The following is a 22,212-nucleotide window of genomic DNA, read 5'->3' on the forward strand; positions in this document are numbered from 1 at the left end:
GGCGTTCGAGGCGGCGTGGCTCGACGCGGCGCCCGGCTACGCGGCGTGCGTCGCGTGGACGCGTGCGTGAGCCGGGATCCGCGCGCGGCGCTCATTCGAGCGGCGCGTCGTTCGGCGCCGCATAGCGCGCCTTGATCACGTCGCTCATCGCGAAGTCGAACGACAGCCCCTTCGGCGGCACCGGCTTCGTGAACCACTTGTCGTACAGCGCGTCGATCTCGCCGCGCTTCATCAACTGCATGAGCACGCCGTCGACGAGCGCCTTGAACTGCGGATCGTCCTTGCGCAACATGAACCCGTAGGCTTCCGACGATTGCGGCGTGCCGACGATCTGCCAGTCGGCCGGTTTCGCCGCGAGCTGGCGCACGCCCGCGAGCAGCACGTCGTCCATCATGTACGCGGCCGCACGGCCCGATTCGAGCGTGAGGCGTCCTTCGCCGTAGTCCTTCGCGCTGATGATCCGCATGTTCATCTTTTTTTCCTCGTTCATCTTGCGCAGCAGGCGTTCGGACGTCGTGCCCTGGTTCGTCACGACCGTCTTGCCGGCGAGGTCGGGGAAGTCGCGGATGCCGGAGTTCGTGCGCGTGAGCAGGCGCGTCGTCGCGACGAAGAAGGTGGTCGAGAACGCGACCTGCGCGTGACGCGCGGCGAGGTTCGTGGTCACGCCGCATTCGAGATCGACAGTGCCGTCCTGCACGAGCGGAATGCGGTTCTGCGACGTGACGGGGATGAAGCGCACCTGCAGGTCGGGCTTGCCGGTGCGCGCTTTCACGGCGGCGATCACGCGGTCGCACAGGTCTTGCGAGAAGCCGATGACCTTGCCGTTCGCGTCGGCGTAGGAGAACGGCACCGACGTTTCGCGGTGGCCGATCGAGATCAGGTTGCTCTGCCGGATTTTCTCGAGCGTGCCCGACAGCGGCTCCGCGGCGAGCGACGCGCCGCATGCGAGTGCGCACGCGGCGAACAGCAGGGGGCGGACGAATCGGGCGGCGAATCGTGGCGGGAAGGGCATGGCGGTCTCCGTAGCGAATGATGATCCGTATGTTGCCAAAGACAAAATAATTGCAACAACTGTTAAGCGTCTGATCACACGGGCCGATTCGGCGGGCCGCGCCGGGCATCAGGGAAACTCCTGAGTCGAAATCGGTGAAATACGGGTTGTCTAGACAAGTTGGCGTGGCTACACTTCAATCCATTCCGAACTTGTCTAGACAGGATTGCTCACATGATTACGTTGACCCCCGGCCACCTGACCCTCCCGCAACTGCGCCAGATCGCACGCGAATCCGTGCAACTGACGCTCGATCCGGCCAGCTTCGCGAAGATCGACGCCGGCGCGAAGGCCGTCGCCGACATCGCCGCGAAGGGCGAGCCGGCCTACGGCATCAACACCGGCTTCGGCCGCCTGGCCAGCACGCACATCCCGCACGACCAGCTCGAACTGCTGCAGAAGAACCTCGTGCTGTCGCACGCGGTCGGCGTGGGCGAGCCGATGGCACGCTCGTCGGTGCGCCTGCTGATGGCACTGAAGCTGTCGAGCCTCGGCCGTGGCCACTCGGGCATCCGTCGTGAAGTGATGGACGCGCTGATCAAGCTGTTCAACGCGGACGTGCTGCCGCTGATCCCGGTGAAGGGCTCGGTCGGCGCATCGGGCGACCTGGCACCGCTCGCGCATATGTCGGCCGTGCTGCTGGGCGTCGGCGAAGTGTTCATCCGCGGCGAGCGTGCAAGCGCACTCGACGGTCTGCGTGTCGCGGGCCTCGCGCCGCTGACGCTGCAGGCGAAGGAAGGCCTGGCGCTGCTGAACGGCACGCAGGCATCGACCGCGCTGGCGCTCGACAACATGTTCTCGATCGAAGACCTGTACCGCACCGCGCTCGTCGCGGGCGCGCTGTCGGTCGACGCGGCTGCCGGTTCGGTGAAGCCGTTCGACGCACGCATTCATGAACTGCGCGGCCACCAGGGCCAGATCGACGCGGCTGCGTCGTATCGCGACCTGCTCGCAGGCTCACCGATCAACCAGTCGCACCTCGACTGCGACAAGGTGCAGGACCCGTACAGCCTGCGCTGCCAGCCGCAGGTGATGGGCGCGTGTCTGGACCAGATGCGCCATGCAGCCGACGTGCTGCTGGTCGAAGCGAACGCCGTGTCGGACAACCCGCTGATCTTCCCGGATACCGGCGAAGTGCTGTCGGGCGGCAACTTCCACGCCGAACCCGTCGCGTTCGCGGCCGACAACCTCGCGCTCGCCGCATCGGAAATCGGCGCACTGGCCGAACGCCGCATCGCGCTGCTGATCGACGCGACGCTGTCGGGCCTGCCCCCGTTCCTCGTGCGTGACGGCGGCGTGAACTCGGGCTTCATGATCGCCCACGTGACGGCGGCGGCACTCGCATCAGAAAACAAGACGCTCGCGCACCCGGCGTCGGTCGACTCGCTGCCGACTTCCGCGAACCAGGAAGACCACGTGTCGATGGCGACGTTCGCCGCGCGCAAGCTCGCCGACATCGCGGACAACACGAAGCACATCCTCGCGATCGAACTGCTGGCCGCCGCGCAAGGCGTCGACCTGCGCGCGCCGTACCACACGAGCCCGAAGCTGGCGCCCGTGATGGAAACGATCCGCGGCAAGGTCGCGCACTACGAACTCGACCACTACTTCGCACCGGACATCGCGGTGATCGCGAAGCTGGTCGGCGAGCGTGCGTTCGCGAAGGTCGCGCCGTTCTCGTTCGCGTCGGAACAGTAAGCCCATGAGCGCGCCGGTCTACCAGGAGATCAAGGATTTCATCCTGGGCCGCATCCACGCAGGCGAGTGGGAGGAGGGCGATCAGGTGCCGTCCGAGAACGAGCTGGCGCGCGAATTCAAGGTGGCGCGCATGACCGTCAACCGCGCGTTGCGCGAGTTGACGGCCGAGCAGGTGCTCACCCGGATGAAGGGGGCCGGTACCTACGTCGCGCGGCCGAAGTACGAGTCGACGCTGGTGGCGATCCGCAGCATCTCGGAGGAAGTCGGTGCACGCGGGCATGCGTATCACGCCAGCGTGCTCGGCCTCGACACGATCCGCGCCGACGAGGCGCTCGCCGACGAGATGCAGGTCGCCGTGCGCACGAAGCTGTTTCATTCGCAGGTGCTGCACTTCGAGAATGACGAGCCCGTGCAGCTTGAAGAACGATGGGTGAATCCGGCGGTCGCGCCGGATTACGCCGAGCAGGATTTCACGAACACGACGCCGAACCTGTACCTGATGCGCGCGGCTCCGCTGCAGCGCGTCGAGTACCGGATCGAAGCGGCGGCCCCGGCGCCGGAGCGGCGCGAGCAGCTGCGGATGGACGACGTCGAGCCGTGTCTGGTTTTACATCGACGCACCTGGTCGCAGGGCGTCGTCGCCTCGGTGGCGAATCTGTGGCATCCCGGCAGCCGATACCGCTTCACCGGGCATTTCTGATTCCTATTTGATATTCATTTTCCTTCGGGAGCAGTCGTCATGAACCATCCGAAACACATCGATCCCCGTCTCGATCCGACCCGCACGATCCGTGCGCCGCGCGGCAGCGAGAAAGTCTGCAAGACCTGGCTGGCCGAAGCGGCCTACCGGATGATCCAGAACAACCTCGACCCGGAAGTCGCCGAGCATCCGCATGCGCTCGTCGTGTACGGCGGCATCGGCCGCGCGGCACGCAACTGGGAATGCTACGACCAGATCCTCGCGTCGCTGAAGGATCTCGAAGAGAACGAGACGCTGCTGATCCAGTCGGGCAAGCCGGTCGGTGTGTTCCGCACGCACAAGGATGCGCCGCGCGTGCTGCTCGCGAACTCGAACCTCGTGCCGCACTGGGCGAACTGGGATCACTTCCACGAGCTCGACCGCAAGGGCCTGATGATGTACGGCCAGATGACGGCCGGCAGCTGGATCTACATCGGCAGCCAGGGCATCGTTCAGGGCACCTATGAAACGTTCTTCTCGGTCGCGAACCAGCACTTCAACGGCGATCCGTCGGGCCGCTGGATCCTGACGGGCGGCCTCGGCGGCATGGGCGGCGCGCAGCCGCTGGCCGCGACGATGGCCGGCTTCTCGATGATCGCGGTCGAATGCGACGAGACCCGTATCGACTTCCGCCTGAAGACGCGCTACGTCGACAAGAAGGCGACGACGCTCGACGAAGCGCTCGGCATGATCGAAGAAGCGAAGCGCACCGGCAAGCCGGTGTCGATCGGCCTGCTCGGCAACGCGGCCGACGTGTTCCCGGAACTCGTCAAGCGCGGCATCACGCCGGATTGCGTGACCGACCAGACGAGCGCGCACGACCCGATCAACGGCTACCTGCCGCAAGGCTGGACCGTCGCGCAATGGCGCGAAGCGCAGAAGGTCGATCCGCAGAGCATCGTGAAGGTCGCGAAGCAGTCGATGGCCGTGCAGGTGCAGGCGATGCTGGATCTGCAGGAACGCGGCGCGGCGACGCTCGACTACGGCAACAACATCCGCCAGATGGCGCTGGAAATGGGCGTCGAGAACGCGTTCGACTTCCCGGGCTTCGTGCCGGCGTACATCCGCCCGCTGTTCTGCGAAGGCAAGGGCCCGTTCCGCTGGGTCGCGCTGTCGGGCGATCCGGAAGACATCTACAAGACCGACCAGAAGGTGAAGGAGCTGATCCCCGACGATCCGCACCTGCACAACTGGCTCGACATGGCACGTGAACGCATCGCGTTCCAGGGCCTGCCGGCGCGTATTTGCTGGGTCGGCGTGAAGGATCGCTATCGCCTCGGCCAGGCGTTCAACGAGATGGTCAAGAACGGCGAACTGAAGGCCCCGATCGTGATCGGCCGCGACCACCTCGACACCGGCTCGGTCGCCAGCCCGAACCGCGAGACGGAATCGATGAAGGACGGTTCGGACGCAGTCAGCGACTGGCCGCTGCTGAACGCACTGCTGAACACCGCAGGCGGCGCCTCGTGGGTGTCGCTGCACCATGGCGGCGGTGTCGGCATGGGCTTCTCGCAGCACTCGGGCGTCGTGATCGTCGCCGACGGTACCGCCGAAGCGCACGAGCGTCTCGGCCGCGTGCTGCTGAACGACCCGGCGACGGGCGTGATGCGCCATGCGGATGCCGGCTACGAACTCGCGCAGCAGACGGCCCGCGAAGCCGGCCTGAAGCTGCCGATGCTCGGCCGCTGAGCATGACGGCGCTCCACCAGGCGCCGGTGAACGCGACGATGATCCGCGCAGCGGATCTCGTCGCGTCGCCATGGAAGAACGGCGGCGGCGTGACGCGTGAAATCGGTGCGTTCCCTCCGGGCGCCGCGCTCGACGCGTTCGCGTGGCGCGTGAGCGTCGCGGACGTCGGCACGGCCGGCCCGTTCTCGCGTTTCGACGGGATCGACCGCACGCTGGTGCTGCTGTCCGGCGCGGGCATGACGCTCGCCGAGGAAGGCGGCGCCCGCCACGTGCTCGACGCACCGCTGGCCCGCGCAGATTTTGCGGGCGAGGCGGCGATCGACGCGACGCTGCATGACGGCGCGACGCGCGACTTCAACCTGATGACGCGCCGGTCGGCCGCGCGCGGCGCGCTCGACGTGTGGCGCGCAGGCGCGCACCGCATCGAGCATGCCGATACCGTGCTGCTGTATTGCGCGGCCGGCGAAGCCGCCGTTGAAATCGACGGCACGCGCTACACCCTGGAAGAAATGGACACGTTGCGGCTCGACGGGCCGCGGCGTGCGTTTGACGTCGTCGTGAGCGGGAGCGGCGCGTTGCTCGCCGTGTCGCTCGCCATCGGCGAACGAGACTGAACGCATGAAACCGACTGTCTGGCATCACATGAGGCTGTGTCCGCACGGCCATCCTGACGAGACGATCGACGACGCGGCGATCGCCGTCGACGAAACCGGCACGATCGTCTGGCTCGGCGCGATGTCCGCGCTGCCGCACGGTTATGCCCACTGGCAACGCGAGGATCTGCACGGCGCGTGGGTGACGCCGGGCCTCGTCGACTGCCATACGCACCTCGTGTACGGCGGCACGCGTGCCGACGAATTCGCGCAGCGCCTCGCGGGCGTGAGCTACGAGGAAATCGCGCGGCAGGGCGGCGGGATCGTGTCGACGGTGCGCGCGACGCGCGCGGCCGACGAGACGACGCTGTTCGTGCAGGCCGCCGCACGCCTGCAGCCGCTGCTTGCCGAAGGCGTGACCGCGATCGAGATCAAGTCGGGCTACGGGCTCGACCTCGCGAGCGAACGCAAGATGCTGCGCGTCGCTCGCCAGCTCGGCGAGCGTTTCCCTGTCACCGTCTACACGACCTTCCTCGGCGCACACGCGCTGCCGCCCGAATACGCGGGCCGCGCGGATGCGTACATCGACGAAGTGTGCGACCGGATGCTGCCGGCACTGGCCGACGAAGGGCTCGTCGACGCGGTCGACGTGTTCTGCGAACGCATCGGCTTTTCGCTCGCGCAGACCGAGCGCGTGTTCGAGGCCGCCACGCGGCGCGGGCTGCCCGTGAAGCTGCATGCGGAGCAACTGTCGAATGCGGGCGGCACGGCGCTGGCCGCGCGTTATCGCGCGCTGTCCGCCGATCACCTCGAATTTCTCGACGAAGCCGGCATCGAGGCGATGAAGGCAGCCGGTACGGTTGCCGTGCTGCTGCCCGGCGCGTACTACTTCATCCGCGAGACGCAATTGCCGCCGATCGAGCTGCTGCGCAAGCACGGCGTGCCGATCGCGCTCGCGACCGATCACAACCCCGGCACGTCGCCGCTCGAATCGCTGCTGCTGACGTTGAACATGGGCTGCACGCTGTTCCGCATGACGGTGCCCGAGGTACTGCAGGGCGTCACGCGCCATGCGGCCGCGGCGCTCGGCCGCGCGGATCGACACGGCGCGCTCGAGGTCGGTCGACAAGCCGACTTCGCCGCGTGGTCGGTCGGCTCGCTGGCGGAGCTCGCCTACTGGATCGGCCGGCCGCTGTGCGAGCAGGTCGTACGCGGCGGCACGACCGTGTTTCGCCGGATGAATGGATAGCCTCATGACCGACACCCTGTTGTTCGCAGACCATGCGTACCTGCCCGAAGGCTGGCGCCGTAACGTGCTGCTGCGCTGGGACGCGGCCGGCACGCTGACCGGCGTGACGCCCGACACCGACGCACCCGCTGGTGTCGCGCGCGCGGCCGGGCCCGTGATGCCCGGCATGCCGAACCTGCACTCGCACGCGTTCCAGCGTGCGATGGCGGGGCTCACCGAATATCGCGCGAATCCGTCCGACAGCTTCTGGAGCTGGCGCGACCTGATGTACCGCTTCGCGCTGAAGATCACGCCCGACGCGCTCGCGGCGATCGCGCGCTGGCTGTATGTCGAGATGCTCAAGTGCGGCTACACGTCGGTGTGCGAATTCCACTACGTGCACCACACGCAGGACGGCTCGCGCTATCCGCAGATCGCCGAGCTCGGCACGCGCGTGATCGACGCCGCGCGCGCGGCCGGCATCGGCATCACGATGTTGCCTGTGTCGTACCAGTTCGCCGGCTTCGGCGACAAGCCGCCGCGCGACGACCAGCGCCGTTTCATCAATACGCCCGACGGCCTGCTCGAGCTGCTCGACGCGATGCGTCGCGTGGCGCCGGAGCACGGCGGGCTGCGCTACGGCGTCGCACCGCACTCGCTGCGGGCGGTATCCGAGAACGGATTGCGCGTGCTGCTCGAAGGGCTGCCCGGCGATGCGCCCGTGCACATCCATATCGCCGAGCAGACGGCGGAAGTCGACGACTGCGTGCGTGCGTACGGTGCGCGCCCCGTGCAATGGCTGCTCGATCGCTTCGACGTCGATGCGCGCTGGTGCCTGGTGCACGCGACGCACGTCGACGCGGCCGAAACGGCAGCACTCGCGAAGCGTCGCGCGGTCGCCGGCCTGTGCCTGACGACCGAAGCAAATCTCGGCGACGGCGTGTTCCCGGCCGTCGACTATCTCGCGCAGGGTGGCGTGATCGGTGTCGGCTCGGACAGCCACGCGTCGGTCGACTGGCGCTCGGAATTGCGCCTGCTCGAATACGGGCAGCGGCTCGTGCATCGCGCGCGCAACGTGCTGGCGAGCGACACGCAGGCGCACGTCGCCGATCGCCTGTTCGACGCTTCGCTTGCGGGCGGTGCACAGGCCAGCGGGCGGCACGTCGGTGCGCTGCGCGAAGGGTGCCGCGCCGACTGGCTCGTGCTCGATCCCGATCATCCGGCGATCGCCGAACACGACAGCACGTCGTGGTTGTCGGGTATCGTGTTCGCGGAGCACGGCGACACGCCGGTGCTCGACGTCTACACGGGCGGCGAGCGCGTCGTGAGTGGCCGCCGTCATCGCGACGAAGCCGTCGCGTATGCCGACTACCGCGCCGCGCTGGCGCAACTGCTGCGCTGACGCGCGCAACCGGCGCACGCCGCAGGCGTGCGCCGGCAGACCTCCTACGGTGATGCGACATGACTGAACAACCGGCTGTATTCACGCTGAAGCAGGGCACGCTGCCGCTGCTGATCTCGATTCCGCACGCAGGCACGCACATCCCCGACGACATCGCCGCGACGATGACGCCCGACGCGCGCTTCGTCGACGATTGCGACTGGCATCTCGAACGGCTGTACGGATTCGCGGCCGACCTCGGCGCATCGATCCTCGTACCGTCGCACGCACGTTACGTCGTCGACCTGAACCGTCCGCCCGACAACGAGAACCTGTACCCGGGGCAGGACACGACGGGGCTCGTGCCGGTCGATACGTTCGACAAGGCGCCGCTGTATCCGGCGAATGCGCTGCCCGGCAACGACGAGATCATGCGTCGCCGCGACCGCTACTGGCTGCCGTATCACGAGGCGTTGCAAGGCGAGGTGGCCCGCCTGAAGCGCGAGCACGGCCGTGTGCTCGTGTGGGAAGCGCATTCGATCCGCTCGCACGTGCCGCGCTTCTTCGACGGCCGTCTGCCGGACTTCAACTTCGGCACGTCGAGCGGTGCGAGTGCCACGCCTGGCCTGGCAGAAGCGCTGGCCGCACGCGTGCTCGAACAGGGCGGCTACACGGCCGTCGCCAACGGGCGCTTCAAGGGCGGCTACATCACGCGTCACTATGGCGTGCCCGATACCGGCGTCGAGGCCGTGCAACTCGAGCTCTCGCAGATCACCTACATGGAAGAGACGCGTCCTTACGCGTACGACGAAACGCGTGCAGCGCGGATTGTGCCGCTATTGCAGACGCTCGTCGAAACCGCGCTCGCGCATCGTTGAGCGCGGGCCGCACGGATGCGGCAGCGCGGCGGAGCAGGCGCGTCGCAGCCCGCCGGCATGCAGCTTGCCGCACCGATGCAATGCACAACACGGCATCGATCCACGGGATCGATGCCGTTTTTTTTCGTGTCGCTTTCGTCTGACCGATGTCGTCATCGGTACCTGAAAATTTGACGCAATTTTTAGGTGATATAAGCTGAATGTCAGGAAGTCGTCACGCGTGCACTTGCGGCGGGGCCATCGATCGTGGCCGCACCGCGCCGGAATGCGCTGCGAGACACCTTGCCGACGTGTCGCCGCGCGGCATTGCCGCATGCGCTTCATCGCGACACGTGTCCTGCATTCATCAGTCAGTCGAGTACGATCGTGAAAGCCGCCAGCCCTTCGATACGCCGGACGCGAAGTCCGTCGGCGGGCGCGCCGCCTCAGGCCGGGCCGATCCGGCATGCTGATCGCGGCACGCGTGCCGCCGCTTTACGCGAGCCTCGTTTCTTCGCCATTTCCCATCGCGGCCTGCGCCGCTTCAATCTCGTGACCGCGCTCGTGTTCAGCGCGGTGCAGTGCGACGGCAGCGCATCGTTGTTGCCCTAGCGTCGTTTTCCGCTTCCGTTCCGGGTCGCACCGCCTGTTGCCGCATCGTCCGCGCGGCAGGATCGCGCATGGGCATGCGCCGCGTCGTGGTGCGCGTGTGCGTGTGCGGCGTCGGCGCGAACCGCCTTCATTGTTCCGTGTGCGACCGTATCGCGCGCGATTACCGGAGAGACCCCCATGCGTGCGCGCCCGATCGTAGCCGTCACCGCCGACCGCATCCTGCGCGGTGCGCATCCGAACCACACGGCGGGGGAAAAGTACCTGGCCGCGCTGGTTGACGGCGCCGGCGCGCTTGCATTCGTGCTGCCCGCGCTCGGCGCGCGCCAGCCGGCCGACGCGATCGTCGCGGCGATCGACGGGTTGCTGTTGACCGGCAGCTATTCGAACGTCGAGCCGCATCACTATGGCGGCACCGCGAGCGCGGCCGACACGCTGCACGACCCCGCACGCGATGCGACCGCGCTGCCGCTGATCCGCGCGGCGATCGACGCGGGCGTGCCCGTGCTCGCGATCTGTCGCGGCATGCAGGAGCTGAACGTCGCGTACGGCGGAACGCTGCACCAGCGGCTGCACGCGACGACCGGCTTCGACGATCACCGCGAGCGGCCCGCCGATCCGCTCGAACGGCAGTACGGTCCCGCGCACGTCGTGCAGTTCGCGCCGGGCGGCCTGCTGCAGCGGGTCGCGCGCGGCGCGCAGGCGGCGACGGTCAATTCGCTGCATGACCAGGGCATCGCGCAGCTCGGCGCGGGGCTCGTCGTCGAAGCCAGTGCGCCCGACGGACTCGTCGAGGCCGTCAGCGTGCGTGGCGCGCGCGCGTTCGCGCTTGGCGTGCAGTGGCATCCCGAATGGCGCTACGCGGAACAGCCGCTGTCGCGCGACATCTTCGCGGCATTCGGCGCGGCGTGCCGCGCGCGCATGGCGCATCGCATTCATGCAACCGGCGGCGCGATGGCGTCGCCGGCTGCATCCGACGTCGACTGATAGAGGCCGATCATGCAACCCGAACTGAGCGAATTCCTGCGACAGCACCGCATCACCGAGGTCGAGGCGATCATTCCCGACATGGCCGGCATTGCGCGCGGCAAGATCATTCCGCGCAACAAGTTCGAATCCGGCGAATCGATGCGCCTGCCGCAGGCCGTGATGGTGCAGACTGTCACCGGCGACTATCCGGAGGACGGCACGCTGACCGGCGTGACCGACCCCGACATGGTGTGCGTGCCCGATCCGTCGACGATCTGCCTGATTCCGTGGGCCGTCGACCCGACCGCGCAGGTGATCCACGATTGCGTGCACTTCGACGGCTCGCCGGTCGAGATCTCGCCGCGCTATGTGTTGCGACGCGTGCTCGACCTGTACAAGGCGAAGGGCTGGCAACCGGTCGTCGCGCCCGAGCTCGAGTTCTATCTCGTCGACATGAATGCCGATCCCGACCTGCCGCTGCGTCCGCCGGTCGGCCGCACCGGGCGTGCGGAGACCGGCCGGCAGTCGTATTCGATCGAGGCCGTGAACGAGTTCGATTCGCTGTTCGAGGATATCTACGAATATTGCGAGATGCAGGGGCTCGATATCGAGACGCTGATCCACGAGGTCGGCGCCGCGCAGATGGAGATCAACTTCGTGCATGGCGATGCGCTGTCGCTCGCCGACCAGGTGTTCCTGTTCAAGCGCACCGTGCGCGAGGCGGCGCTGCGCCACAACATGTACGCGACCTTCATGGCGAAGCCGATGCAGGACGAGCCCGGCTCCGCGATGCACATCCACCAGAGCCTGGCCGACGCGCGCACGGGGCGCAACCTGTTCTCCAACGAGGACGGTGCCGTGTCGCCGATGTTCCACAGCTATCTCGCGGGGCTGCAGAAGTACACGCCCGCGTTGATGCCGATCTTCGCGCCGTACATCAACTCGTATCGCCGCCTGTCGCGCTTCATGGCGGCGCCGATCAACGTGCAGTGGGGTTACGACAACCGCACGGTCGGTTTCCGCATTCCGCAGTCGGGCGCATCGGCGCGTCGCATCGAGAACCGGATCCCGGGCGTCGACTGCAATCCGTATCTCGCCTTCGCCGCGACGCTCGCGGCCGGCTATCTCGGCTTGACCCAGCAACTCGCACCGACCGAGCCGATCGCGTCGGACGGCTACAAGCTGCCGTACCAGCTGCCGCGCAATCTCGAGGAGGGCATCTCGCTGATGGCGGCCTGCACGCCGCTGGCCGGCATTCTCGGCGACAAGTTCGTGAAAGCGTACCTGGCGCTGAAGGACACCGAATACGAAGCGTTTTTCCGCGTGATCAGCTCGTGGGAACGCAGGCATCTGCTGCTGCACGTGTGAGCGTGCGGCACTGTTATCCGGAGGAAACATGACCGATCGAAACGAAGCTGTCTCACCGCATTCGACCGCGGACTATCGCGCGCTCGACGCCGCGCACCACATCCACCCGTTCTCTGACATGGGCGCGCTGAACCGCGCGGGCAGCCGCGTGATCGTGAAAGCCGACGGGGTCTACCTGTGGGACTCGGACGGCAACAAGGTGATCGACGGGATGGCCGGCCTCTGGTGCGTAAACGTCGGCTACGGCCGCAAGGCACTCGCCGACGCCGCGTATCGTCAGATCCAGGAACTGCCGTTCTACAACACGTTCTTCAAGACCACGCACCCGCCGGTGATCGAACTCTCCGCGATGCTCGCGGAAGTGTCGCCGAAGGGCTTCAACCACTTCTTCTACTGCAACAGCGGCTCGGAAGGCAACGACACCGTGCTGCGCCTCGTGCACCAGTACTGGCGCGTGCAGGGCCAGCCGCAGAAGAAGTATGTAATCTCGCGCAAGAACGGCTATCACGGCTCGACGATCGCGGGCGCCACGCTCGGCGGGATGGGCTACATGCACGAGCAGATGCCGTCGAAGGTCGAGAACATCGTACACATCGACCAGCCGTATTTCTTCGGCGAAGCGGCAGCCGGTGAAACGCCGGAAGCGTTCGGCCTGGCCCGCGCGCAGCAGCTCGAAGCGAAGATCCTCGAACTCGGCGCGGAGAACGTCGCCGCATTCATCGGCGAGCCGTTCCAGGGCGCGGGCGGCGTGATCTTCCCGCCGTCGACGTACTGGCCGGAAATCCAGCGGATCTGCCGCAAGTACGACATCCTGCTGGTGGCCGACGAAGTGATCGGCGGCTTCGGCCGCACCGGCGAATGGTTCGCACACCAGCATTTCGGCTTCGAGCCCGATCTCATCACGATGGCCAAGGGCCTCACGTCGGGTTACGTGCCGATGGGCGCCGTCGGCATTCACGAGCGCGTGGCGCGACCGATCATCGACAACGGTGAATTCAATCACGGCCTCACGTACTCGGGCCACCCGGTGGCAGCGGCCGTCGCGGTCGCGAACCTGAAGCTGCTGCGCGATGAAGGGATCGTCGCGCGCGTGAAGAACGATATCGGGCCGTACTTCCAGCGCCGGCTGCGCGATGCGCTGGGCGATCATCCGATCGTCGGTGAGATTGCGGGAGCGGGGCTGGTCGCGGGCGTTCAGCTTGCGCGCGACCGGGACCGGCGCGAGCGGTTCGGTGCGAACGTCGATATCGGCACGATCTGCCGCGACTTCTGCTTCAACGGCAACCTGATCATGCGTGCGACCGGCGACCGGATGCTGCTGTCGCCGCCGCTCGTGATTCGCGAGGCGGAAGTCGACGAGATCGTCGACAAGGCGAAGCGCGCGTTCGATGCGACGGCGGAGCGGGTGGGGGCGTCCGCATGAGCCGTCGTGGCGCAGGCCGGGGTTACACGTGGTCGTAGCGCTGCAGATCGAATTCGATGATGCGCGCGACGCAAGCCGTGATGGTCGTCGTTCCGGTCTCGAGGACGAGTTCAGCGGAGACGGGTGCTTCGTATGGATCGGAGATACCGGTGAACTGGCGTGTCTGACCGGTCATCGCTTTTGCGTAGAGGCGCTTCGGGTCCCGTGCGGAGCAGGTCTCGATGTCGGTCTGCAGGTAGATTTCCACGAATCGCTCGCTGCCGATGATGTCTCGTGCCAGTTGCCGGTCGACGGCGTACGGCGAGATCAGCGCAACGATCACCGTGATGCCTTGAGCGTTCAGCAGCTTCGCTATTTCGGCGGTGCGTCGGCAGTTCTCCGCGCGGTCTTCGCGTGTGAAGCCGAGATCGGGCGACACACCCGTGCGGAGTTCGTCGCCGTCGAGAATGCAGACGGGGATCTGGTGTTCGCGAAGGTGGGCTGCGACCTGGCGCGAAAGGGTGGATTTGCCGGCGCCGCTCAGACCGGTTAACCACAAGGTATGTGACGTGGACAGTGTCATGGCTTCGTCGGAACCGTGCGCACGGGCCACGTCGTGCGTGAGCCTGCACACCCGGTCGTGTTGACTGGAATGGGGGCCGGCATTGCCTCGGTCGGCCGTTATTGTGGGTCGATTCTATGCAGCCACTATCAGACAGATGTTACGAATTAGTTACCGCGTATTACAAATATCCGGCCACTGGGGGGCGCGCCGCGGTGTCGAGTGCGCGGATTGTAGGGGAAGTGTGTGGGGGAGCGATACGCGGCGTCCAGCATGAGTTGGCGGCCCGGCGCCGAGCCGGACATGGAACGCCGTGGCGCCAAAACGAAAAGGCCCTGCGTCGTGAGACGCAGGGCCTTGAATTCTTTGGTGGGCGGTACTGGGATCGAACCAGTGACCCCTGCCGTGTGAAGGCAGTGCTCTACCGCTGAGCTAACCGCCCAAAGAAGAAAAGATTATGTCAGAGCTTTTGGGGTCTGTAAAGCCCTTTCTGCAATTTTTTCACGCCCCCGCGCAAGACCCGTTGGCCGTCGGCCAGCTCAGCCTGCCAGCGCGGGCAGGGCGTCGATCGACGCGCGGACGTAATCCGCGAAGCGCAGCGCCACGGGCTCAGTGGTGCCGCTGCGCTTCAGCGCGAGCGTGCGCGATTCGAGCGACGCATCCTTCAGCGGCCGGAACGCGAGCCGCTCGCTCTTCACCTGCTGCAGCACGCGCGGCACGAGCGCGATACCCATCCCGAACTCGATCATCGACAGGATCGTCTGCCACAGCCGTGCCTCGTGGCGGATCAGCGGGCTGAAGCCGGCATTCACGCACTGCGCGATGATCAGGTCGTGATAGTGGGGCGCCGCTTCGCGCGGAAACAGGATGAACGGCTCCGCGGCCAGCGCGGCGAGCGCGACCTGCTTGCGCTTCGCGAGCGGATGCGCGGCCGGCAGGCAGCACACGAACGGTTCCGCATAGACGGGCGTCGATTCGACCTCGGGCGGGAAGTGGCCCCAGTGCGCATAGCCGAGATCGATCTGGCCGCGCTGGATCGCCTGTACCTGCGCCTGCGTGTTCATTTCGCTCAGCACGACTTCGACACCGGGGTAGTCGGCCTCGAAGCGCCGCACGGCATCGGGCAGACCGCGATACAGCATCGAATGCACGAAGCCGATCCGCAGCCGGCCCGCGAGACCGGACGCGGAGCGCACCGTCAGGCGTTCGGCCTCGGCCGCCTGCAGCAGCAGCCGGCGCGCTTCGCCGAGCAGCACCTCGCCCGCGTTGGTCAGTGCGACGGTCTTGTTGGTGCGCGAGAACAACTGCACGCCGAGCGCGTCCTCGAACTTGCGGATGTCGAAACTCAGCGCCGGCTGCGAGATGAACAGGCGCTTCGCCGCGCGCCCGAAATGCAGCTCCTCGGCGACCGCCACGAAGTAGCGCAACTGCCTCAGTTCCATGGTGTCTCCTCGCGGCGTCGGCATCGATAAGCGATATCTATCGTACCGGATAAATCCTGTATTGGACGCTTATCGATCGCGCGCCTACGCTCTGCGGAAGGCTTTGCACGGGACTGGCCGGGCGCTGCGGCGCCGCTTCCAGCCGACGTGCAGGCAACCCAGGAGACGCACGCATGAACGACACCGCTCGCACGCCGGACACCGGCGCATCCAACATCCCCGACAGCCGGGGCATCAATTTCTTCACCGTCGATCCCGACCTCGGCGCGTTGCTGAAGCTGCATCTCGGCGATGCGCACTATGCCGAACTCGAGCCGCGGCTGCGCGCGCTCGGCGCACGCGTGTCGGACGAGCTTGACGCATGGGCATCGCGCGCGGACAAGCACCCGCCCGTGCTCGAGCACCGCAACCGGCGCGGCGAGGCCGTGCAGCGGATCGACAAGGATCCCGCGTATGTCGCGCTCGAACGCGTCGCGTATGCCGAGCTCGGGCTCGCGTCGCTGAGCCACGGGTCCGAATCGGTGCCGCCGCTCGTCAAGTACGCGCTGACGTTCCTGTTCGTGCAGGCGGAATTCGGCCTGTGTTGCCCGGTCAGCATGACCGATTCGCTGACGCGCACGCTGCGCCGCTTCGGCGATCCGGCGCTCGTCGCGCGCTACCTGCCGATGCTTGCGTCGCGCGATTTCGACACGCTGTACCAGGGCGCGATGTTCATGACCGAGCAGGCGGCGGGCTCCGACGTCGCCCGGATCGCGACGCGGGCGACGCGCGAGACGGACGCGCACGGCGAGACCGTCTGGCGCCTGACCGGCGACAAGTGGTTCTGCTCGAACGCGGACGCCGATCTCGCGATGGTGCTCGCGCGGCCCGACGGCGCGCCGGACGGCATCAAGGGCCTCGCGCTGTTCCTGCTGCCGAAGACGCTGCCGGACGGCACGCGCAACCGCTACCGGATCGTGCGCCTGAAGGACAAGCTCGGCAGCCGTTCGATGGCGAGCGGCGAGATCGCGCTCGAAGGCGCGCAGGCGTACCTGATCGGCGAGATCGGCCGCGGCTTTCACCAGATGGCCGACATGATCAACATGTCGCGGCTGTCGAACGGCGTGCGCGCGGCGGGGCTGATGCGGCGCGCGCTGAACGAAGCGCTGCACGTCGCCGCGCATCGCGAGGCCTTCGGCCGCAAGCTGATCGAGATGCCGCTGATGCAGCGTCAGTTGCTGAAGATGCTGTTGCCGGCCGAGGCCGCGCGCGCGATGTTCATGCAGATCGCGCTGCTGTTGCCGCAGGCCGATGCGGGCGACGAGCAGGCCGCGCGCTGCGTGCGGCTCCTGACACCGCTGATCAAGTTCCGCGCATGCCGCGATGCACGGCGCGTGACCGGCGATGCGATGGAAGTGCGCGGCGGCACCGGCTACATCGAGGAATGGAGCGACGCGCGCGTCGTGCGCGATGCGCACCTCGGCTCGATCTGGGAGGGCACGAGCAACATCGTCGCGCTCGACGTCGCGCGGGCCGCGCAGCGTGAGCAGGCGCTCGATGCGCTGCGCGCGTTCCTCAGCGACCGCCTCGGCGCGGCACCGCTGCCCGATGCGAGCCGCGCGGCGCTGCGGCGTATTCTCGCGCGCGCCTGCGACGCACTTATGCGGGTCGCGGCCGAAGGCGACGACGCTCGCGTGCGCCAGGCCGCATCCGCGCTGTACTACGCGAGCGCGGCCGTGCTGATGGCGTGCGAAGGCGTGCGGCTCGCGCCGGATTTCCGGCGGCTCGCGCTCGCGCACCTGGTTGTGCGCCACAAGCTGCTGCCGATCGATCCGCTCGCGCCGGCATCGCGCGACGACGAATCGGCCGCGTACGACGCACTGCTGCGCGGCACGCCGATCGCACTCGATACCGCGCTCGACCTGCTGCCGGAGGTCGAACGATGAGCCTGACGCGTGGTGCACTGGACGGCCTGAAGGTCGTCGACCTGAGCCGTGTGCTCGGCGGCCCGTACTGCACGCAGGCGCTCGCCGACCACGGCGCGACGGTGGTCAAGATCGAGCCGCCGGACGGCGACGAGACGCGTGGCTGGGGGCCGCCGTTCCTCGGCGAAACCGCGTGGTATTTCATGGGCGTGAACCGCAACAAGGAAGGGCTCGCGCTCGATCTGTCGCGCGACGAGGGGCGCGCGATCCTGTGGCGTCTGCTAGAAGAGGCCGACGTGCTCGTCGAGAACTTCAAGCCCGGCACGCTCGCGCGTTGGGGGATGGACTACGCACGCGACCTGCAGCCGCGTTTCCCGCGCCTGATCCACTGCGCGGTGACGGGCTTCGGCGAAGACGGCCCGCTCGGCGGGCTGCCCGGCTACGACGCGGTGATCCAGGCGATGGCGGGGCTGATGAGCGTCAACGGCGAGCGCGACGGCGACGCGACGCGCATCGGTCTGCCGATCGTCGACATGGTCACGGGCCTCAATGCACTTGCGGGCATCCTGCTGGCGCTCGCGGAGCGCGAGAAGAGCGGGCAGGGCCAGTCGATCGACATCGCGCTGTACGACTGCGGCGTGTCGCTGCTGCATCCGCACCTGCCGAACTTCTTCGGTTCGGGGCGCGTGCCGGAGCGCAGCGGCAACGCGCATCCGAACATCGCGCCGTACGACAGCTATCGCACGGCGACCGTGCCGATCTTCCTCGCGATCGGCAACGACCGGCAGTTCGCGCGGCTCGTCGCGCATCTCGGCGTGCCGGCGCTCGCAAGCGATCCGCGCTTCGTCGACAACCGCAGCCGCTGTGCACATCGGCCCGAGTTGAAGGCCGAACTGGAAGCACGGCTCGCCGCGCATGCATGCGAGCCGCTCGCTCGCGACCTGATGGCGGCGGGCGTGCCGTGCGGGCCGGTGCGAACGGTCGCCGACGTCGCGCACGATCCGCATGCGCTGCACCGGAACCTGTTCGTCGAGATCGGCGCGTATCGCGGCACGGCGTCGCCGGTGAAGCTGTCGCGTACGCCGGCCACCTATCGTTCGCCGCCGCCCGAGCTGGGCGGCGACACGCGCGCGGTGCTCGATCGCCTCGGCGTCGATCCCGCGCTCCAGCAGCAACTGCTCGACGCCGGCGTGCTGAGGGAGGCCCCCGGCTAGGCGCCGCCGACCGACACGACGCCGCCGGCCGGCGGCGCGATGCCGGCCACCCGGGAAAGGCGCGCGACAGTCGCGCCCCCGACACGCAAACATGGAGACATCGATGAGCCGTCAGCAATCCCCGACTGCCGCACCGCAACCGCAACCGCAACCGCAACCGCAACCGCAACCGCAACCGCAACCGCAACCGCAACCGCAACCGCAACCGCGGCCCGGCCGCGCCGCCTTCGCGGCGTTCGTCGGTACCACGATCGAGTGGTACGACTTCTACATCTACGGCACGGCGGCAGCGCTCGTGTTCGGCAAGGTGTTCTTTGCGAGCACGATGGATCCCGGCGTCGCGACGCTGCTGGCGTTCGTCACGTTCTGGGCCGGCTTTGCCGCGCGACCGCTCGGCGGCATCGTGTTCGGGCATCTCGGCGATCGAGTCGGCCGCAAGACCGCGCTCGTGATCACGCTGGTGATGATGGGGCTGGCCACGACCGGCATCGGCCTGTTGCCCGGCTATGCGCAGATCGGCGTCTGGGCGCCGGCCGGCCTCGTCGTGCTGCGCGTGCTGCAGGGCATCGCGGTCGGCGGCGAGTGGGGCGGCGCGGTGCTGATCGCGAGCGAGAACGCGCCGAAGCATCGCAGCATCCTGTATGCGGCGTTCGCGCAGCAGGGCTCGCCCACCGGCAACCTGCTCGCGACTGCCGCGTTCTTCGCGCTGAGCGCGCTGCCGACGCCGTCATTCCTGATGTGGGGCTGGCGCATTCCGTTCCTGCTGTCGGCCGTGCTCGTGATCATCGGCATGGTGATCCGGCTGAAGCTCGAGGAGTCGGCCGACATGCAGCGCGTGCTCGCACGCAAGCGCACCGTGAAGCTGCCGCTGCGCGACGTCGTGCGCGATCACTGGGTCGTCGTGCTGCTCGCGGCCGGCACGCTGCCGGTGATCAACGTCACGTACTTCCGCAGCACGTTCGCGCTGTCGTGGGCGACCAAGGAGCTCGGGTACGCGCAGGGCACGTTCCTCGGCATCCTGTCGATTTCGCTCGTCGTGCAGTTCCTGATGCAGCCGGTCGGCGCGTGGTTCGTGTCGAAGGTCGACATGCGCCGCGCGATGTGCTGGATCCTGATTCCGGAAATCGTGCTGATGCCCGTGATGTTCCATGCGCTCGCGACGCGTTCGTACTGGGTGGCCGTCGCAGGCATGTGCATCTCGACGATTCCGTCGGCGATGTTCTATGGCGCGGTCGGCGGCGTGCTCGCACGTGTGTTCCCGGCGAACATCCGCTACACGGGCCTGTCGCTCGCGTACCAGCTGAGCGCGCTCGTCGTCGGCGGCGGCACGCCCGTGCTCGCGCAGGCGATCCTCAATTCGACCGGCAGCATCGTCGGCGTTGCGGTTGCGTCGGGGCTTTACGCGTTCGTGTCGCTCGTCTGCATGCTGGCGCTGCTGAATCGCACCGGATATCGCGCGGACGAACTGTCGACGGCCGAACGCAGCGACGCGGCCGAATGGGGCACCGAAGGCGGCGGCGCGGAACCCGCGGTCGACGGGAACACGCAGCCAGGCGAGGGCGGCGCGCTGAAGCCGGCCGGTTGAGCGGCGCGGCATACCGCCCCGCGCGTTCCCAAAAGAAAACGGCACCGTGCGAAACACGGTGCCGTCTTTCCCGGAGCGCGTGGCCGGCAACTTGCGCCGGCCGCGCGGTAACGCGTCTTCAGCCTTCCGTCGGCGGCACGTAGCCGGACGCCTGGTCCGCGCCGTCGCCGAAGAAGTACTTCTCGGTCTGCTTCATCAGGTACTGGCGCGCGCGCGGGTCGGCCATGTTCAGGCGGTTTTCGTTGATCAGCATCGTCTGCTGCTTCAGCCAGCCTTGCCACGCTTCCTTCGAGACGCTCTCGTAAATGCGCTTGCCGAGTTCGCCCGGCAGCGGCGGGAAATCGAGGCCTTCGGCTTCCTTGCCGAGCTTCGCGCATTGGATCATTCGAGCCATCGTGTACTTCTCCTGTAATCGGTCTGGGGGAGGGCAGTCGTGCCTGCGCTCAGAGCTGTTTCATCAGCACGAGCGACTTGCGCTGCCAGTTATAGAGTTTGCGGCGGTCTTCCGGCAGGTCGTCGACGCTGACCTTGACGAAGCCGCGCTTGAGGAACCAGTGCTCGGTGCGCGTCGTGAGCACGAAGATATGCGTGAGGCCGCGCGCGCGGGCGCGCTGCTCGATGCGCTTGAGCAGGCGTTCGCCGTCGCCCGAGCCCTGCGCTTCCGGCGCGACCGTCAGGCACGCCATCTCGCCGATCTTCTCCTGCTGGTACGGATACAGCGCCGCGCAGCCGAACAGCACGCCATCGTGCTCGATCACCGAGAAGTGGTCGATGTCGCGTTCGATCTGGTGGCGGCCGCGTCGCACCAGCGTGCCGTCCGACTCGAGCGGCTCGATCAGCGACAGGATGCCGCCGACGTCGTCCGGCGTCGCTTCGCGCAGGCTCTCGAGGTTCTCGTACGAGATCATCGTGCCGACGCCGTCGTGCAGGAACAGTTCGAGCAGCATGCTGCCGTCGAGCGATTGCGGGATCAGGTGCGCCCGGGTCACGCCGCCGCGGCACGCGCGGATCGAATGCTTCAGGAAGAACGCGTCGTCGCCCTGGATGTTGCCGGAATCGAGCAGCTCGGCCGCCGCGTCGAGCGACATTTCGCGGATCAGCTCGCCTTCGTCGTCGACGATGCCGGGGCCTTCGGTCAGGAACACGATCTTGTCGGCGCGCAGCGCGATCGCGGCGGCCGACGCCACGTCTTCCATCGACAGGTTGAACGCTTCGCCGGTCGGCGAGAAGCCGAGCGGCGACAGCAGCACGAGCTTGCGGCTCGAGAGCGAATGACGGATCGATTCGGCGTCGATCTTGCGCACGATGCCCGTATGCGCGAAATCGACCCCGTCGAGAATCCCCACCGGCCGCGCGGTCACGAAGTTGCCCGACACGACGCTGATGTGCGCGTGCGCCATCGGCGAGTTCGGCAGACCCTGGCTGATCGCGGCCTCGATGTCGAGACGCACTTCACCGGCCGCTTCCTTCGCGGATTCGAGTGCGCGCGCATCGGTGATGCGCAGCCCGTGCGAAAACTCGGATTCGACACCATGCAGGCTCAGCTGCTCCTCGACCTGCGGGCGCGAGCCGTGCACCAGCACGATCTGGATACCCATCGCCTGCAGCAGCGCGATGTCGGACACGAGCGCATTCAGCAGCCCCTGCTGCACCACCTCGCCGCCAAACCCCACGACGAACGTGCTGTTGCGGAACTTGTGGATATAGGGCGCGACGGAGCGCATCCAGTCGACGAACTGCGCGTGACTGGCGGCCGAGTCGTCGGCGGCCGGCGGCGTCGTGGCGCCGGTCTGGGCGGGGGGGAGGTCGGTTTGGGAATTCATGGGCGGGATTATAATGCGCCCCCATGTCGAATGTTTCTAAAAGTCCCGCGCCGACGCGGGCCAATACGCCGTCGGCCCGGCACCCGGATGGTGCGGCC

18 protein-coding genes and 1 tRNA gene are annotated in these 22,212 nt (G+C 67.4%); 13 read left to right on the forward strand and 6 right to left on the reverse strand.

The window, feature by feature from the left end:
• Positions 1-91: 91 nt before the first annotated feature.
• Positions 92-1,012, reverse strand: coding sequence for a glutamate/aspartate ABC transporter substrate-binding protein (locus tag G3O00_RS25995; protein WP_206144729.1), 921 nt, complete (start codon positions 1,010-1,012; stop codon positions 92-94).
• Positions 1,013-1,225: 213 nt separating this feature from the next.
• Here G3O00_RS25995 and hutH point away from each other — a divergent pair, with 213 nt between their 5' ends.
• From hutH to G3O00_RS26045, 10 genes are all read left to right on the forward strand, one after another.
• Positions 1,226-2,749, forward strand: a complete 1,524-nt coding sequence (hutH, locus tag G3O00_RS26000; RefSeq protein WP_011352610.1) for a histidine ammonia-lyase — start codon at positions 1,226-1,228, stop codon at positions 2,747-2,749.
• 4 nt (positions 2,750-2,753) lie between these two features.
• On the forward strand, positions 2,754-3,449 hold the full coding sequence (hutC, locus tag G3O00_RS26005) for a histidine utilization repressor (protein ID WP_011352609.1): 696 nt from the start codon (positions 2,754-2,756) through the stop codon (positions 3,447-3,449).
• Positions 3,450-3,488: 39 nt separating this feature from the next.
• Positions 3,489-5,177 (forward strand): urocanate hydratase, encoded by a 1,689-nt coding sequence (gene hutU, locus G3O00_RS26010; protein ID WP_166960392.1) that lies wholly within the window; start codon positions 3,489-3,491, stop codon positions 5,175-5,177.
• Positions 5,178-5,179: 2 nt separating this feature from the next.
• Complete coding sequence (locus G3O00_RS26015) at positions 5,180-5,791, forward strand: HutD family protein (RefSeq protein WP_206144730.1); 612 nt, start codon at positions 5,180-5,182, stop codon at positions 5,789-5,791.
• Between the two features lie 4 nt (positions 5,792-5,795).
• Positions 5,796-7,019 carry an imidazolonepropionase gene (gene hutI, locus G3O00_RS26020; protein WP_206144731.1) on the forward strand — a complete coding sequence of 408 codons (1,224 nt, stop codon included), beginning with the start codon at positions 5,796-5,798 and terminating at the stop codon, positions 7,017-7,019.
• Between the two features lie 4 nt (positions 7,020-7,023).
• Positions 7,024-8,400, forward strand: a complete 1,377-nt coding sequence (locus tag G3O00_RS26025; protein WP_206144732.1) for a formimidoylglutamate deiminase — start codon at positions 7,024-7,026, stop codon at positions 8,398-8,400.
• Positions 8,401-8,459: 59 nt separating this feature from the next.
• A complete protein-coding gene (hutG, locus tag G3O00_RS26030; RefSeq protein ID WP_206144733.1) occupies positions 8,460-9,257 on the forward strand; it encodes an N-formylglutamate deformylase in 798 nt (265 codons plus the stop codon).
• Positions 9,258-10,025: 768 nt separating this feature from the next.
• Entirely contained in the window at positions 10,026-10,832 is an 807-nt protein-coding gene (locus G3O00_RS26035; RefSeq protein WP_206144734.1) for a gamma-glutamyl-gamma-aminobutyrate hydrolase family protein, read from the forward strand.
• Between the two features lie 12 nt (positions 10,833-10,844).
• The gene (locus G3O00_RS26040; protein ID WP_174933495.1) at positions 10,845-12,182 is read left to right on the forward strand and encodes a glutamine synthetase family protein; all 1,338 of its coding nucleotides are present in this window, start codon (positions 10,845-10,847) and stop codon (positions 12,180-12,182) included.
• 28 nt (positions 12,183-12,210) lie between these two features.
• Positions 12,211-13,605, forward strand: coding sequence for an aspartate aminotransferase family protein (locus G3O00_RS26045; protein WP_206144735.1), 1,395 nt, complete (start codon positions 12,211-12,213; stop codon positions 13,603-13,605).
• Between the two features lie 22 nt (positions 13,606-13,627).
• Here the strand turns inward: G3O00_RS26045 and cysC are convergent, their stop codons facing one another.
• The 3 genes from cysC to G3O00_RS26060 form a co-directional block, all read right to left on the reverse strand.
• A complete protein-coding gene (gene cysC, locus G3O00_RS26050; RefSeq protein WP_206144736.1) occupies positions 13,628-14,218 on the reverse strand; it encodes an adenylyl-sulfate kinase in 591 nt (196 codons plus the stop codon).
• 295 nt (positions 14,219-14,513) lie between these two features.
• Positions 14,514-14,588 (reverse strand) — tRNA-Val (locus G3O00_RS26055).
• Positions 14,589-14,685: 97 nt separating this feature from the next.
• Complete coding sequence (locus G3O00_RS26060) at positions 14,686-15,588, reverse strand: LysR family transcriptional regulator (RefSeq protein WP_089431272.1); 903 nt, start codon at positions 15,586-15,588, stop codon at positions 14,686-14,688.
• Positions 15,589-15,761: 173 nt separating this feature from the next.
• Between G3O00_RS26060 and G3O00_RS26065 the strand changes: the two genes are divergently transcribed.
• From G3O00_RS26065 to G3O00_RS26075, 3 genes are all read left to right on the forward strand, one after another.
• Positions 15,762-17,513, forward strand: a complete 1,752-nt coding sequence (locus G3O00_RS26065) for an acyl-CoA dehydrogenase family protein (RefSeq protein ID WP_206144737.1) — start codon at positions 15,762-15,764, stop codon at positions 17,511-17,513.
• Entirely contained in the window at positions 17,510-18,706 is a 1,197-nt protein-coding gene (locus G3O00_RS26070; RefSeq protein WP_206144738.1) for a CoA transferase, read from the forward strand. Before G3O00_RS26065 ends, G3O00_RS26070 begins: the two co-directional genes overlap by 4 nt.
• Before the next feature lie 103 nt (positions 18,707-18,809).
• Positions 18,810-20,291: an MFS transporter gene (locus G3O00_RS26075; protein ID WP_206144739.1), complete on the forward strand. Its 1,482-nt coding sequence runs from the start codon at positions 18,810-18,812 to the stop codon at positions 20,289-20,291.
• Between the two features lie 118 nt (positions 20,292-20,409).
• Here G3O00_RS26075 and G3O00_RS26080 read toward each other — a convergent pair whose 3' ends face one another.
• Both G3O00_RS26080 and argA read right to left on the reverse strand, forming a co-directional pair.
• The gene (locus G3O00_RS26080) at positions 20,410-20,685 is read right to left on the reverse strand and encodes an oxidative damage protection protein (protein ID WP_006478357.1); all 276 of its coding nucleotides are present in this window, start codon (positions 20,683-20,685) and stop codon (positions 20,410-20,412) included.
• 49 nt (positions 20,686-20,734) lie between these two features.
• The gene (gene argA, locus G3O00_RS26085) at positions 20,735-22,114 is read right to left on the reverse strand and encodes an amino-acid N-acetyltransferase (protein WP_206144740.1); all 1,380 of its coding nucleotides are present in this window, start codon (positions 22,112-22,114) and stop codon (positions 20,735-20,737) included.
• Between the last annotated feature and the right edge of the window lie 98 nt (positions 22,115-22,212).

It is taken from the genome of Burkholderia sp. Ac-20384, assembly GCF_017104605.1.
GTDB classification, from domain to species: Bacteria; Pseudomonadota; Gammaproteobacteria; order Burkholderiales; family Burkholderiaceae; genus Burkholderia; species Burkholderia lata.